General features: G+C 53.3%; 15 protein-coding genes. 8 read left to right on the plus strand and 7 right to left on the minus strand.

What is annotated here, in order from left to right; all coding sequences use genetic code 11:
- Positions 1-152 precede the first annotated feature (152 nt).
- On the minus strand, positions 153-683 hold the full coding sequence (locus tag IE090_RS04680) for a DUF4124 domain-containing protein (RefSeq protein WP_189387184.1): 531 nt from the start codon (positions 681-683) through the stop codon (positions 153-155).
- A 171-nt stretch (positions 684-854) separates the two neighbouring features.
- On the opposite strand from IE090_RS04680, the gene dtd reads away from it, so the two are divergent.
- The 7 genes from dtd (at position 855) to IE090_RS04715 (ending at position 8,598) form a co-directional block, all read left to right on the plus strand.
- A complete protein-coding gene (gene dtd, locus IE090_RS04685; RefSeq protein ID WP_189387185.1) occupies positions 855-1,289 on the plus strand; it encodes a D-aminoacyl-tRNA deacylase in 435 nt (144 codons plus the stop codon).
- Positions 1,290-1,395: 106 nt separating this feature from the next.
- Positions 1,396-1,779 (plus strand): SirB2 family protein, encoded by a 384-nt coding sequence (locus IE090_RS04690; RefSeq protein WP_189387186.1) that lies wholly within the window; start codon positions 1,396-1,398, stop codon positions 1,777-1,779.
- Between the two features lie 104 nt (positions 1,780-1,883).
- A complete protein-coding gene (locus IE090_RS04695; RefSeq protein ID WP_189387187.1) occupies positions 1,884-2,243 on the plus strand; it encodes a hypothetical protein in 360 nt (119 codons plus the stop codon).
- Positions 2,244-2,360: 117 nt separating this feature from the next.
- Positions 2,361-3,704, plus strand: coding sequence for a TolC family protein (locus IE090_RS04700; RefSeq protein ID WP_189387188.1), 1,344 nt, complete (start codon positions 2,361-2,363; stop codon positions 3,702-3,704).
- Positions 3,701-5,089, plus strand: coding sequence for an efflux RND transporter periplasmic adaptor subunit (locus IE090_RS04705; protein ID WP_189387189.1), 1,389 nt, complete (start codon positions 3,701-3,703; stop codon positions 5,087-5,089). Before IE090_RS04700 ends, IE090_RS04705 begins: the two co-directional genes overlap by 4 nt.
- Positions 5,070-8,228: an efflux RND transporter permease subunit gene (locus tag IE090_RS04710; protein WP_189387190.1), complete on the plus strand. Its 3,159-nt coding sequence runs from the start codon at positions 5,070-5,072 to the stop codon at positions 8,226-8,228. The genes IE090_RS04705 and IE090_RS04710 overlap by 20 nt, the downstream gene beginning before the upstream one ends.
- Positions 8,215-8,598: a hypothetical protein gene (locus tag IE090_RS04715; RefSeq protein ID WP_189387191.1), complete on the plus strand. Its 384-nt coding sequence runs from the start codon at positions 8,215-8,217 to the stop codon at positions 8,596-8,598. The genes IE090_RS04710 and IE090_RS04715 overlap by 14 nt, the downstream gene beginning before the upstream one ends.
- Here IE090_RS04715 and IE090_RS04720 read toward each other — a convergent pair.
- From IE090_RS04720 to IE090_RS04745, 6 genes are all read right to left on the minus strand, one after another.
- The gene (locus IE090_RS04720; protein ID WP_189387192.1) at positions 8,584-10,137 is read right to left on the minus strand and encodes a GGDEF domain-containing protein; all 1,554 of its coding nucleotides are present in this window, start codon (positions 10,135-10,137) and stop codon (positions 8,584-8,586) included. The two genes, IE090_RS04715 and IE090_RS04720, sit on opposite strands and share 15 nt — an antisense overlap.
- 167 nt (positions 10,138-10,304) lie before the next feature.
- Positions 10,305-10,622: a peptidylprolyl isomerase gene (locus tag IE090_RS04725; protein WP_189387193.1), complete on the minus strand. Its 318-nt coding sequence runs from the start codon at positions 10,620-10,622 to the stop codon at positions 10,305-10,307.
- A 56-nt stretch (positions 10,623-10,678) separates the two neighbouring features.
- Positions 10,679-10,939, minus strand: coding sequence for a cell division topological specificity factor MinE (minE, locus tag IE090_RS04730; RefSeq protein ID WP_189387194.1), 261 nt, complete (start codon positions 10,937-10,939; stop codon positions 10,679-10,681).
- Position 10,940: 1 nt separating this feature from the next.
- Complete coding sequence (gene minD, locus IE090_RS04735) at positions 10,941-11,747, minus strand: septum site-determining protein MinD (protein WP_189387195.1); 807 nt, start codon at positions 11,745-11,747, stop codon at positions 10,941-10,943.
- Positions 11,748-11,797: 50 nt separating this feature from the next.
- Complete coding sequence (minC, locus tag IE090_RS04740; RefSeq protein WP_189387196.1) at positions 11,798-12,451, minus strand: septum site-determining protein MinC; 654 nt, start codon at positions 12,449-12,451, stop codon at positions 11,798-11,800.
- Complete coding sequence (locus IE090_RS04745) at positions 12,448-12,810, minus strand: HopJ type III effector protein (RefSeq protein ID WP_189387197.1); 363 nt, start codon at positions 12,808-12,810, stop codon at positions 12,448-12,450. Before IE090_RS04745 ends, minC begins: the two co-directional genes overlap by 4 nt.
- A 167-nt stretch (positions 12,811-12,977) precedes the next feature.
- Here IE090_RS04745 and dinB point away from each other — a divergent pair, with 167 nt between their 5' ends.
- A complete protein-coding gene (dinB, locus tag IE090_RS04750) occupies positions 12,978-14,015 on the plus strand; it encodes a DNA polymerase IV (RefSeq protein ID WP_189387198.1) in 1,038 nt (345 codons plus the stop codon).
- Positions 14,016-14,022: the final 7 nt, after the last annotated feature.

The raw sequence follows: 14,022 nt of genomic DNA on the forward strand, positions 1-14,022 counted from the left end.
ATAGCGCTCAAGCCTGGCCTGGATGCCACAGAGAAGAACAATAGCAAGGAACGCTGTTGTTATCTGCACTAAGTTGGTGCAGATGGAGTGGAGGGGTGTTTTTTATTGGTGCATTGCCAGCACAATGTCGTGCTGGCGAAGGGGGCGGTAGATTAGTTGGCCGTAGGGCGTTGCACGTAAACGGTCACTGGCTGGCTGGAAATTAGGGCTTCATCGTCTTTATCGCGAACTTGCAACTGAAACTGATACTCCCCGCGCGATAAGTTGCTTAGGCTGAACGAGGTTTGGCGGCCACGCTTAACCACGCTGCTGCCTTGCAGTAGCACCACCGAGTGGCCGGCTTGCAAGCCTGGGCTGAGCACACCATTCACGCTGATATTGCCACCCATGCCGCGTGGAATGTTCGTGCCTTCACTGGGCGAGACAATGGCTAGGCTGGTGTACTCAAACGCTGGCTCTTTTTTCGGCTCTGGCTTTGGCTCTTTTTCGGGCACTTTCATCGCCGGCATGGTGGGCAGCTCTTTCACTTCGTGCTTTTCAGAGTTTTTGCTGGGCCGGTCGCTAAAGATCAAGTTGCCGTTTTCATCGCGTGAAACATACACCTCGGTAGCCGCGCTGGCGGGCACTAACCACAGCGCCAATAAAGTGGCTAATGCCGATTTCCAACATGCCTGAATGGCCATCAATATGCTCCTATCTATTGCTTGCGGCAGTGTGTCACAGAGTTTAGGCCAGGCTCTAGCGACTGGCCCACAAAAGTACGATCAATGGCTGGCTGTCGGCGCTGTATGGCGCTGCGCTTGCGTCGCTCACGAATTTAATTATGCTGCGCTCACTGTTTCAGGAGGCGTGACATGATTGCTTTAATCCAGCGCGTTAGCCAAGCGCAAGTGGTGGTAGAAGGTAAAACCGTCGGTGCTGTTGGCCATGGCATCTTGTTGTTGCTTGGGGTGCAAAAAGACGACGACAGCGATAAGGCAAAAAAGCTGCTGGACAAAGTTCTGAGCTATCGCATTTTCTCTGATGATGAAGGGCGCATGAATCGCAGCCTGCGGGATATTAACGGTGAGCTATTGGTGGTGTCGCAATTCACCTTGGCGGCAGATACCCGCAAAGGCACCCGCCCTGGTTTTTCTAAAGGTGCAGCGCCAGCTCTGGCGGAGGCCCTGTACGATGAATTTGTTGAGCTAGCCAAGCATGAAGTGAGCACTGCCAGTGGATGTTTTGGCGCTGATATGAAAGTCTCACTCACTAACGACGGTCCAGTCACATTTTGGTTGGAAGTGTAATGCGCTGTTAGAAAATGCCATGGTCATAGGGTTTGCGGCAGCCAAGGTTTACACTATGCCACTTCCGCTTACTGTCACTGCAACAATAAAAGGTTTGACTCGGACTATGGATTACACCGCCATCAAAGCCAGCCATATGGGGCTGGCCTACTTAAGCTTTATCCTGCTTAACTTGCGTTTCTGGCTGTTTTATTGGCGACCGTCGTTGGCGCAGAAATTGTGGCTGCGCATTCCGCCGCATCTGGTCGACAGCGCGCTGTTGGTATTTGCCATCTGGCTGTGCTTTGTGATTGATCAGTACCCGCTGCAGCAGCATTGGTTAACGGCCAAAGTGCTGGGTTTGATCGCCTACATTGGCATCGCCACCGTGGCTATTAAACGCCAGCGCCTGGTGGCTTACGGTTTAGCCATTTTGGTGTTTGCCTACATCTTTGGTGCAGCAAAAACGCACTCGGCACTGTCATGGCTAGCGCCATGGTTTGCCTCGTAGCAGGCATCGCAACTGGCTGGAACTTAATGCAGCCGCTGCGTATCCTATAACGACGTTATTTCGGAGACTGTGCTTTGCACTGTGCCCATTTCAGACAGACAGGCATGCAGTTGCTGCTACTGATCTTGCTGGCGCTGGCGTTTAACGCGCAGGCGCTGGTGGCTTGGTCGATGCCGCCATTGCCTGCTGCTGATCTCAATAGTGGCGTGCAAAACACTGATGAGGCGGCTCCTTGCCATAATATGGAGCAGCAAGCAGACACTTCGATGATGTCTGACCACTGCGGCAGTGACCATGATTGCCAGGCCGACTGCCCCCATTGCCATGGTTTGTGCTCCAGCGCGATGGCCACCGCCATGCCACTGTCTTCAAACTGGCCTGGCAAACGCATGTCTCCTTTGTTCCAGTCTCAAGCGCTGCCCAAAGGCGCTTTAGCCAGCCTTTACCGACCTCCCATTCTCTGACCTGCTGCAGGTGTTTTTTGCCGTGACTTGTGCCTGTAGGTACAGGCCGCTGTCATAGTGCTTATGCGCCTGCCTGTTTGTTTTATTTCAGTTTGAGTTCAAACGGGTCAGAGACCAATGATGACACTTCAAAATATCAGCCGGTGGCTAACGACCGCCTGGCTATTACTGAGCGCTTTAAGCGCTCAGGCCGCTCCTTTGAGCTATGCGCAGGCGCTTAACCGCGCCCTGCAACAAGATTTTCAAGCGCAGCGCTGGCAGGCGCTCAGCGATGCGGCGTTGCAACAGGCGCACGGCGCTGATAGCTGGGATGACCCCATGCTGTCACTCAAACTGGCCAACGTGCCGGTGGATGATTGGGCGTTAGATCAAGAGCCCATGACGCAAGTTATGCTCGGTGTACAGCAGTGGTTGCCGCGCGGCGATAGCCTTAGCTTGCAGCAGCAGTTTTTTCAGCTTCAGTCCGAGCAAGCTCAGTGGCAGCAACAGTTGCGGCGGTTATGGCTAAGCCGCGAAGTAGGACGCTTATGGATCAAAGCCAGTTGGGCGTGGCAAGCGCAGCAACAGCTGACTGAGCAGAAGCAAAGTTGGCAGCAATTACGCCAAGTGGTACTGCAGCGTTATGAAAGCGGCCGCAGCCAAGCACGTCAGCAGGATGTGGTGGCCATTGATGTGCAGCTGCAGCGTTTGCAGCAGCGTTTATTGACCTTGCGCCAACAGCAGCAACAGTTGCAGGCGCAGCTGGCTAACTGGCTGCAAGCTGATGTGGGCGAGTTAGCGCCGTTGCAAAGCTCATTAGAGGCGTTTCACAGCGAGGCAGAACAGCCTGATTGGCGTCAGCATCCACAGTGGCAACTGGCACAGTTGGCTGAGCGCAGTAGTGCCAATCGCGTGGCTTTTGAACAGCAACAGCAAGGGCCGCGTTGGCGTTTGGATGCTAGCTACGGCTGGCGCAGTAACAGCTCCAGTAACAACGATATGCCACGCAGTGACTTTGCCTCCGTCGGTGTGGCCTTGGCCTTGCCGATGGGCGAGCGCAGCAGTCGCCAAGTGCGTGCCGCCATCGCTCGCCAAGCCGCCGACAGTGCAGCCTTGCAAGACAGCGAGCGCAGCCTAAGTTTGGCTTATGCCACGCGTCAGGCCGATGCCAGCGGTTTCATGCAACGCTGGCAGCACCTGCAGCAACAGCTGTTGCCGAGTTTGCGCCAGCAATATCAGCTGCACTTAGCGAGCTATGGTCAGGGCCGCAGCGAGCTGGCCGAACTGGTGCAATCAGCACTGGAGCTAAGCAATGCCGAATTGCAGTCGTTGGCCTTATTGCGCGATATCTGGCTCAGCCGCAACGATCTCAATTACTTCCACAGCAACTATCCCATTGCACCGGCTCAGGCGTCGTCTGATGCCCAACCCCTTTCGTTTGCCCGGCCATCGACTGACGCTAATAAGGAGCGCTTGCCATGAAAAAACGTACCCTTGTACGCACCACATTAGCCATGGTGGTGGGAGCTGCCTTAGCCATGACGGTGCAGCGCTTTTATCCACAACTCGTAACTCCAACTGCGACCCAAGCCGACAGTGCGCCATCGGAGCCGCAGCCTTTGTATTGGGTGGCGCCCATGGATCCAAACTTCCGCCGCGATCAGCCGGGCTTATCGCCGATGGGCATGGAGTTAGTGCCTGTTTACCCAGATGATGCGGCCTCTAACTCCGCTGGTAGCGTAAAGATTTCTGCTCAGTTGGCCAATCAGTTGGCGCTAACGCAGCAACCGGTTAAGCGTGCACCTTGGCGCGACGAGCGCTTATTAGCGGCTGAAGTACTGCCGCATCCGCAAGCCACCCAAGCGGTGCAAGTGCGTTTTTCTGGTTGGGTTGAGTCGTTAGCGGTCAATGCTGCAGGCGATGGCGTCAGCGAAGGTCAGCCACTGCTGAGCATTTATAGCCCTGAGTTGGTGACTGCCCAGCAGGAGCTGTTGAGTGCGCGCGGAGCCATGCTGAAAGGCGCGCGTGAACGCCTGCGGGCGTTGGGCATGAGCAGCGAATGGATTCAAAACGTACGCCGTGCGGGCAAGATTCAGCAGCAGGTAGCCATTACAGCGCCGCAAGCGGGTTTGCTGTTGGATATGCCGCTGGCGTTAGGGCAGCAAATTCGCCCGGGCCAGACCTTACTGCGCATTACCGACCCGAGCCGAGTGTGGCTCCAGGTTCAGGTGGCTGGCCAAGCATTGGCAACGGACTTGAGCCAAGCCGAGTTGCAGGTACGCAGTGCATCGGGCGATTGGCAAACTACCAAGCTGCACTCCCTTGCGCCGCTGGCCAACCAGCAAGGACGGCAACGCATTCAAGCCAGTATTGCTGGCGAGCATGGTTTGATGCCCGGTGATTGGGTTGAGGCCCGTTGGGTTTCTGAGAGTGAGCCAGTGTTGCAGATTCCGGCCCAAGCATTGATTGACGACGGTGTGCAAACGCGCGCTGTGGTAAGGCTGGCTGACGATACCTTCAAATCGGTGGCTGTAGTGGCTGGCCGGCGCAGCCATACAGTCGTGGAGGTGCTGCAAGGCCTCAGTGCAAACGATGTGGTGGTGACCTCGGCGCAGTTCCTGATTGATTCAGAATCCATGATTGATTCGGATTTATTGCGCTACGCCAAGCAGGATCACTCAGGCATGGATCATTCGGGCATGGATCATTCGAACATGGATCATTCGAACATGGATCACTCGAACATGGATCACTCGAACATGGATCATTCGAACATGGATCATTCGAACATGGATCATTCGAATATGAATCACGCGGCTCAGCCAGCAAAAGATCAAGGAGCAAAGCATGATTCAGCGCATCATTGAGGCCTCGGTGCAGCAACGGGTATTGGTGCTGCTATTAAGTGCGATTTTGGTGGTGATTGGTCTACAGGCGCTGCGCACCACACCGGTGGATGCCATTCCTGATTTATCCGATGTGCAGGTCATAGTGCGCACGCCGTATCCAGGGCAAGCGCCCGAGGTGGTGCAAGAACAGGTGACTTACCCGTTAACCTCGGCATTAATGTCGGTGCCGGGTGCCAAAACCGTACGTGGGTATTCGTTTTTTGGTGACTCCTTTGTTTACGTTATTTTTGATGACAATACCGACTTGTATTGGGCGCGTTCGCGGGTGCTGGAGTATTTAAACCAAGCTAATGATGCTTTGCCTGACGGGGTAAAACCGGCCTTAGGTCCGGATGCCAGTGGTGTTGGTTGGGTGTATTTATATGCACTGCAAGACACCAGTGGTCAGCATGATCTGGCGGATTTACGCGATCTGCAAGATTGGTTTTTACGCTACGAGCTGCAAACCGTGGCGGGAGTTTCAGAAGTGGCGGCTCTGGGCGGTATGCAGCGCCAGTTTCAATTGCGACTCAAACCACAGCGGCTGATGGCCCACGGTTTGTCGGTGGCTGAGGTGGTCTCGGCATTACAGCAGGCTAATCAGGATACTGGGGCGTCCGTTGTTGAGCTGGCCGAAGCAGAATACATGTTGCGCAGTCATGGTCTGATTCGCACCGCCGACGACTTATTAAATATCGGTATTAGCCATAATAATCAGGGTTTACCTGTGCTGGTGCGTGATATTGCCGACGTGTTGGAAGTGCCGCAAATGCGCCGTGGCATTGCCGAGCTAAGCGGCCAAGGCGAAGTGGTCGGCGGCATTATTGTGATGCGTTCGGGTGAAAATGCTAGGGCCGTTATTAGCGCGGTAAAAGACAAGCTGCAGCAGCTTAAATCGTCTTTGCCAGAGGGCGTAGAGGTTGTGCCAGTGTACGATCGCACTGCGCTTATCGATCGGGCGGTGAATAACTTATGGAACAAACTCAGCATGGAATTTGTGATGGTGGCGCTGGTGTGCGCGCTGTTTTTATTTCATTTGCGTTCGTCATTGGTGATTGTATTAAGTTTGCCACTGGGGATTTTGGCGGCCTTTGTGTTTATGCGCTGGCAAGGTATTAATGCCAATATCATGTCTCTTGGGGGCATCGCCATTGCTATCGGGGCCATGGTGGATGGTGCCATTGTGATGATTGAAAATTATCACAAATACCTGGAGCGCTACCCGCCCAAAACGGACGCTGATCGTTGGCAAGGCGTAATTAGCAGTGCACAACAAGTAGGCCCGGCGCTGTTTTTCAGCTTGCTGATTATTACCTTAAGTTTTATTCCGGTATTTATGCTGGAAGCCCAAGAAGGGCGTTTGTTTGCTCCCTTAGCCTATACCAAAACCTATGCTATGGCTGCTGCGGCGATGTTGGCCATTACCTTAGTGCCGGTATTAATAGGTTATTTAGTGCGCGGGCCAATTAAGGCAGAAAAAAGTAATCCGCTGAATCGAGTATTAACGGCACTTTATACACCGGTGTTAAAACAGGCATTGCATTATCCTAAAACCACCTTGTTACTGGTGGTTGTTATGGCACTGTCAGCTTGGTGGCCAATGAAACAATTAGGGTCGGAATTTATGCCGCCACTGGATGAAGGCGACTTAATGTATATGCCCACCACCTATCCGGGCTTATCGGTGGCTGAAGCGCGGCAAATATTGCAGCAAACCGACCGCCTGATTGGCTCAGTACCAGAAGTCGCCAATGTACTGGGTAAAATTGGCCGCGCCGATAGCGCTACCGACCCTGCACCTTTGACCATGATCGAGAGCTTTATTCAGCTTAAGCCAAGGGAACAGTGGCGAGATGGCGTCACTTTGGATGATATTAAACAGGAGCTGGATCGCAAGGTGCAGTTTCCGGGGTTAAGTAATGCTTGGGTCATGCCGATTCGAACTCGCATCGATATGCTCGCCACCGGTATCAAAACCCCGGTCGGCATTAAGATAGCCGGCGATGATTTAAATCAGATTCAGGCCATAGGCCAGCAGCTAGAAGCACTGATGATGGATGTACCCGGGACAACATCGGTTTACGCTGAGCGCACGGTCAGTGGTCGCTATTTGGATATTCGTCTGCGACGTGAGCAGTTGGCACGCTTTGGCTTAACGGTGCAGCAAGCGCAGCAACTGTTGGCAACGGCGGTTGGGGGAAAAGCCGTCACACAAGCCGTTGATGGTCTGCGCCGTTACCCAGTATCGGTACGTTTGCCGCAGCGTTATCGTGATTCGCCCGAAGCCCTGAAACAGCTGATGTTTTATGCGCCCAACGGTCAATTGTTAGCGCTGGCGGATATTGCCGAGATTAACATTGCTGCTGGCCCTGCCATGATAAAAAGCGAAAATGCACGCATTAATGGCTGGGTTTTTATCGACATTGCAGGCGTTGATTTGGGACGTTATGTCGAGCAAGCACAACAGCATGTGCAAACCGCACTGGCTGATGGACGGCTGCAAATGCCCGCTGGCTATTCGTTAAACTGGTCTGGCCAGTATGAATATTTATTGCGTGCGCAAAATAAGCTGCAATTAGCCGTACCGTTAACTTTAGTGATCGTAGCGGTATTGCTGTATTTGGCTTTTCAGCGGTTACGCGATGTTGCTTTGATTTTGCTTACCGTGCCTTTGTCCTTAGTCGGCAGCGTTTGGTTGTTGTGGGCATTGGATTTTCATCTGTCGGTGGCGGTGGGCGTTGGTTTTATTGCCCTAGCCGGCGTGGCGGTGGAAATTGGCGTGATCATGCTGGTGTATTTGCAGCAAGCTTGGCAACAACAAGTGGAACAGCAGCAGGCGCGACAGCAACGCTTAACGCCCAGTGATGTTCGCGCAGCGGTATTGCAAGGCGCCGGACAGCGCTTGCGTCCTATTGCTATGACCGTCGCCACCATTGCCATTGGTTTATTGCCCGTTATGTTAGGGCAGGGCACCGGTTCTGAAGTGATGAGCCGCATTGCCGCCCCTATGGTGGGTGGTACCGCCAGTGCCTTGTTGCTGACTTTACTGGTGTTGCCAGTCTTGTTTTACTGGCTAACTTGCTGGCAATTGCGACACCAGAATCATGACTCTGCCTGACATCTCACGTTGGCCTCTACCTTTGCACCAGGGCGATTATGCCCTGGTGGTTTCTCGCGGTGACGATATCGCGCCACATATTTTGGTGTATGAAATTGAGCGCGACTTTCTGTCGGCACCGAGGCGTTTTGCGGTGTTAAATATCGTCGCTCGTGACAGCCGCGCCGTTGATATCAACCCAGAGCCCAGCGCTGCAGCAATAGACTGCCAATGGTTGGCCGATGACGATTATGGCGACGATCAGCAAAGCTGGCAGTGGTCACAAGGTGATGAGGGCTTACAGTGGATTTGTCATCGATGTGATTGGGTCACGACCCTCAATGCCAGTGATGCGCACCAGGCATTGGCACAGTGGTTACAAATGAGATAACTCAAGTTCAGTGGTCACGCGATCGCGACCGTTGGATTTGGCTAAATACAAGCATCGGTCTGCGCGCTCTAGCAAGGCTTCATCGGACTCACCGGGTTGGTGAGCAGCAACGCCAACACTGATGCTGATGTTGTGGTTGTCTTGTACCGCCATTTGACGTGCCAGGCTGCGCAGGCGTTCACAGACGGCTTCGGCTTCATCCAGTGTGGTAGCTGGCATCAGTAGTAAAAATTCTTCGCCGCCCCAGCGTGCAACGGTATCCGTGGGCCGCATATGGCCGGTTAAAAAGCTGGCCACTTCGACCAAGGCTAAATCACCGACCGCATGGCCATGCAAATCGTTAATGCGTTTAAAGTGATCGATGTCGACGATGGCCAGTGTCAGTGGAGCATCGTTTTTACTGTGGGATTCACACAACCGCAGCAGCCGCTTTTTGCCCAAGCGGCGGTTGGCAATGCCGGTGAGCGGGTCGGTGTTCACTTGTCGTTTCAGGTTGTCTGTGAGCTGAGAAAGTTGACGGTTACGCTCGGCTAACTCCTCCGTGCGCTCGCTTACTTTTTGCTCCAACTCTATGCGCAAGGTCTGCCATCGTTCTTCCGCCCGTGCTCGACGACGAATATTGATGGATAATATCGAAATAATGGCCGATAAAATCACCACTACCACAGCCAAAATCAATAAGCCGGTTTGGTGTCGCTGCAAAAAGGGAACGGGCTCAAATAGCAAGGTAGCATCAGCAGGCAGCCTAGTCATTGGAATATTAAAGCGCCGTAGTTGGCGATAATCGAAAGCAGGCAGGTACTCACCCTGGCGTACCGGAATATTGCTGGCTGGTTTGCCTTGCAAAATCTGCAGTGCTTGATCGGCTATATGATGGCCATGGCGAGTTCCATCATTCATGGCGCCACCCACAACTCCGTGGCCGAGCATCAAACTGCCCCACATGGCAAAGACAGGAGCACGACTGGAAGCCGTTAAATCTGGTACCGAACTTTGATAAGAAAAATATTTACCACGAGCGTCCTTATGTAAAGCCAATAATAATACGGCACTTTGTGCGGGTAGCTGGCGTAGGCGTTGGTTAAGCTCAGATAGAGTGAAATATGACCACACCTCCAGCTGTTCACTTTGCAAAGCTTTGGCTTTGCTGGCCATTAATTGCCCTAATGTTGAAGCCTCATCAGCAATGATAATGATGCGACGAGTTTGCGGTAAAACATGCTGAATCAAAGCTAGGTTTTCTTCTATAGCCATGCCTTCGTACACACCTGTGTATTGAGCTTGGCCTGATAAATCATGCTGCTCAGGGATATTCACACCGCCGAATACTAAAGGCACATTCGCCGCCCAGGGCGATAGTTCGTTTAACACCAGAGCCAAGGCGCTGTCGTCGGTGGTAATGATTAGATCTGGTGGAGTACGCTGATATTTATGGTTGAGCACCGTCACCATGTGTTGGCGTAATGTCGGATCATCAATAAAGCGACGGTCATCCAGATATTCAATATGAATGTTGGCGCGTGGTAAGTAATTTTCCAAACGCTGAATAACAGCGTCATTGATTTGCTGAGTCCAGATAAATTGTTGATGGTAGGAATGTAGGATCAGTACTCTTTGTGGCAGGGTGGGGTGTGCATGGCCGACAGCGCTGTACCAGAGAAGGCACAGCCATGCCAGGAGTGCGAACCAGCCACGGCACATAAGGATTATTCGCTCAGAGTAGCATCGTCGTTAATGAGCGGGCGTGGGGGTAAGGTGGTGGGCTTGAGCAAATGAAAGCCGAAGTCCGTGGGAATCGGCCCTATAATCACTGTCTCGCCATCCCATTGATGCAAAGCGTTTGCTAGCGTAACGGGTAGCTGGTCGGGATCGTGGTAACCAGCAAAGCCTTGATTGTTGCTACTGGGGCAGACCGAATGCTCAACGGCTAAATCTTCAAAGTTGGCGCCTAAATGCAACTCTTGCAGTAGATCACGTGCCAGCCATTCACTGCGCAATAAAATATGATGTAGGGCGATGGACATAGCGAACTCCGGTTAAGGTCAACAAGCCCGCGCCAGCGGACTCTATAAAGATAGACCTAATCCTGCGCTTCTTCCGGCAGTGTGACATTGAGCTCTAACACCGAAGTATTGCCCTGATGCTCCAATTGTACGTTGACATCTTGGTCATCAATGTGAACGTATTTGCGAATAACAGCGAGAATTTCTTGCTGTAACTGGGGCAGGTAATCTGGGCCGTTATGACGCAGCCGATCGTGAGCCACCAATACCCGCAAGCGCTCCTTGGCAACGCTGGCCGTTGAGGGCTCCTCCTTGCGGAATAGATCCATTAAACTCATATCAGCCCCCAAATACGCGCTGCAAAAAGCCTTTTTTCTGCCGTTCGAGGAAGCGGTGCGGGCGATCTTCGCCCAAGTAACGTGCTACGGCATCCTCATAGGCTTGGCCAGCATCGCTATCGCTATCATGAACCACAGGAACCCCCTGATTCGACGCTTTTAACACGGCTTCCGATTCTGGAATAACGCCGAGTAGCGGCACCGCCAGAATTTCTTCGACATCGGTAACTGATAACATCTCACCACGTGCGACACGTTCTGGGTTGTAGCGAGTAAGGAGTAAATGCTCTTTAACAGTGCCGCCTTGCTCGGCGATGCGAGACTTGCTCTGCAAAATACCGATGATTCGGTCTGAGTCGCGCACTGATGAAACCTCTGGGTTGGTCACAACAATGGCTTCTTCGGCGAAATACAGCGCCATATGGGCGCCATGTTCAATGCCAGCGGGAGAGTCACACACGATATAGTCAAAGGTTTCTTTCAGCTCGTTGAGTACGCGCTCTACGCCATCAATGGTGAGGGCGTCTTTATCGCGCGTTTGTGATGCCGGCAGAATAAATAGGTTGTCGAGTTTTTTGTCCTTAATGAGTGCCTGCTTTAGATTGGCCTCTTGCTGCACCACGTTAACAAAGTCATATACCACGCGGCGCTCACAGCCCATGACCAGATCGAGGTTGCGCAGACCCACATCAAAATCAATCACCACGGTGCGATGGCCACGCAGTGCCAAGGCGGTTGCAACCGCTGCGCTGGTGGTGGTTTTGCCGACGCCTCCTTTGCCGGAGGTGATTACAATTACTTTGGCCAAGGGTTTGTTCCTTTCAGGTACGGGAGCGATCAGGTTTTTGGCAGTATTTCCTAAACATGGGTGATGTTCAAGTTACCGGCGTCAAGGGTGACGACTACTGCACCTTCTGCCTGCTTCGGTGCCTCATCAAATAAGCGATATTGGCCGGCAATGGCGACCAGTTCGGCATCAAATTGCTGGCAGCCAATGACGGCATTTTGCTCGCCTTTTACGCCTGCCAAGGCGCGCCCGCGTAGGGTGCCGTACACATGAATATCGCCGGCCGCTAGAATTTCTGCGCCTGCACTGACCATGCCCAACACAATTAAATCACCGTCTGAAAATACTTGCTGGCCGGAGCGAATATTACCTCGGTGAATTTTGACTTGTCTTGCCTTGGTCTGATGGTGGGAGGTTTTAGCCGGCTGGCGGCCTAAATCGGCCAAACCCAATGCTTGTAGCTGTGGTTGCCAGTCGGGGCCGGCATTGCGCACCGCAATAGGCAAAACACCGTAGCTTTGACACAGCTCGACAAGACTGGCGAGGTCATCGCCTGGCTGCAATGGCTCTAAATCCAAGGCGCAGGGTAAGCGACAAAACAGGGCCGGCGCTTCTTGTTGTTTGCGCGCCAGCTCCGCTTCTATGGCGGTTAAATCGCGTTGGCTGAAGCTAAGAGTGGTTAGAGCGACGCTACCGGCCTTTAGAGAAACGGCGGCTGCTGTCATAGGGCCTCCGGTTTGGCTTGCAGCGGAAACTGGTCGAACCGCACGTCGGTACGGCCATCGCGTAACAGACGACGTAAGTTGTGGTGATTGTCGACATCAGGCGTGTCTAGCACGTCACGATAGTGCTCGCCAAAGCATAGGAGGGTTTGTTCATCGGATAGCTGCAGTAATTCAGCCAACGCTAGCACCTTGCAACTGCCTTGGTTTTGTAACTTGGTATTGTGGACTGGGCCATTATCGAAGGCCGTAGGGGTAAACTCGTACCAGTGATCAATAAAGGTCAAGGTGGTAGCAAACTCATGCTGACCCGATTGCAAACTGGTCAGTAATGCCTTATGGGCATGGGCGAAATCCGTCATGACGCGTTCCTTATGGCTACGCTAGGGAGTCTCCAAATAGTACTGTGCAGGGGCTGCTCAGACGAACTATTTACAGGATTGCTTAAGGCTACCATGCTGCTGGCGACTGTCCCAGTTGTCAGAAACGCGCTACCATACTGTTTTTATATACAGCTATTAATCGACTTATGCGCAAGATTATTCATGTCGATTGCGACTGTTTCTTTGCCGCGGTAGAAATGCGCGATAATCCGGCGCTGGCGCAAGTGCCCATGGCCATTGGTGGTCGTGAGCGTCGTGGCGTGATTTCGACCTGCAACTATCCAGCGCGTGAATTTGGCGTGCGCTCGGCCATGCCGGTGGCGCAAGCGCTCAAACTGTGCCCGCATCTGGTGCTTATGCCAGGACGCATGTCGGTTTATAAACAGGTGTCGGCTCAGGTGATGGCCATTTTACGCGCACCCGCTGAGCAGTTTGAGCAAGTCTCGATTGATGAGGCGTTTTTACAAGTGGATGAGCGTCACTCTGCAACTCAGCTGGCACAGCAGCTCCGTGACCAAATTTGGCAGCAGGTAGGCATTACGGTATCGGCGGGCATTTCGGTTAACAAATTTTTGGCCAAAGTGGCGAGCGACTGGAATAAGCCCAATGGCCAGTATCTGGTCGGCCCCAATGATGTGGCGGCTTTTGTCGCGCCATTGCCGGTCAGGCGCATCCCAGGTGTCGGGCCGGCCTTAGAGCAAAAACTGCAGCAGCACGGTATTCACACCTGTGCCGATGCCCAAGCCTGGTCGCTGACAGAACTCGTACGGCGCTTTGGCCGTAGCGGTGCAACCTTGTTTGAGCGCTGTCGCGGTTTGGACGAACGCCCCTTACGCAGTGAGCGGGTGCGTAAAACCATCAGTGTTGAAAAAACTTTTCTGAATGACTTAACGGGCCTAGAGGCCTGCTTGGAAGTGCTGCCGGACTTGCTCCAACGCTGGCAGCAGCGACTGATGCACGCGCAGGTGGATGCGCGCTCGCTAGCGCCGTTTGTCAAGGTGAAGTTCGCCGACTTTCACCAAACCACATTGGCGGACCATCAACAAGACGCCAGCGCCGATGGCTTTGCAGTACTGTTGGCGCGAGCCTTAAAACGCGATCAGCAACCGGTGCGTTTGCTTGGCATTGGCGGTCGTATGGCTGCTGGCGATGAGCGTCAGTTGACGTTGTTTGAGGTCCCTTAACCCAGCA

It is taken from the genome of Bacterioplanes sanyensis (assembly GCF_014652515.1).
Lineage (GTDB): Bacteria > Pseudomonadota > Gammaproteobacteria > Pseudomonadales > Oceanobacteraceae > Bacterioplanes > Bacterioplanes sanyensis.

What these genes read in the sequence shown, in the direction of transcription:
- IE090_RS04680 (WP_189387184.1), bottom strand. Translation starts at nt 683, where the DNA reads ATGGCCATTCAGGCATGTTGGAAATCGGCATTAGCCACTTTATTGGCG.
- dtd (WP_189387185.1), top strand. Translation starts at nt 855, where the DNA reads ATGATTGCTTTAATCCAGCGCGTTAGCCAAGCGCAAGTGGTGGTAGAA.
- IE090_RS04690 (WP_189387186.1), top strand. Translation starts at nt 1,396, where the DNA reads ATGGATTACACCGCCATCAAAGCCAGCCATATGGGGCTGGCCTACTTA.
- IE090_RS04695 (WP_189387187.1), top strand. Translation starts at nt 1,884, where the DNA reads ATGCAGTTGCTGCTACTGATCTTGCTGGCGCTGGCGTTTAACGCGCAG.
- IE090_RS04700 (WP_189387188.1), top strand. Translation starts at nt 2,361, where the DNA reads ATGATGACACTTCAAAATATCAGCCGGTGGCTAACGACCGCCTGGCTA.
- IE090_RS04705 (WP_189387189.1), top strand. Translation starts at nt 3,701, where the DNA reads ATGAAAAAACGTACCCTTGTACGCACCACATTAGCCATGGTGGTGGGA.
- IE090_RS04710 (WP_189387190.1), top strand. Translation starts at nt 5,070, where the DNA reads ATGATTCAGCGCATCATTGAGGCCTCGGTGCAGCAACGGGTATTGGTG.
- IE090_RS04715 (WP_189387191.1), top strand. Translation starts at nt 8,215, where the DNA reads ATGACTCTGCCTGACATCTCACGTTGGCCTCTACCTTTGCACCAGGGC.
- IE090_RS04725 (WP_189387193.1), bottom strand. Translation starts at nt 10,622, where the DNA reads ATGTCCATCGCCCTACATCATATTTTATTGCGCAGTGAATGGCTGGCA.
- minE (WP_189387194.1), bottom strand. Translation starts at nt 10,939, where the DNA reads ATGAGTTTAATGGATCTATTCCGCAAGGAGGAGCCCTCAACGGCCAGC.
- minC (WP_189387196.1), bottom strand. Translation starts at nt 12,451, where the DNA reads ATGACAGCAGCCGCCGTTTCTCTAAAGGCCGGTAGCGTCGCTCTAACC.
- IE090_RS04745 (WP_189387197.1), bottom strand. Translation starts at nt 12,810, where the DNA reads ATGACGGATTTCGCCCATGCCCATAAGGCATTACTGACCAGTTTGCAA.
- dinB (WP_189387198.1), top strand. Translation starts at nt 12,978, where the DNA reads ATGCGCAAGATTATTCATGTCGATTGCGACTGTTTCTTTGCCGCGGTA.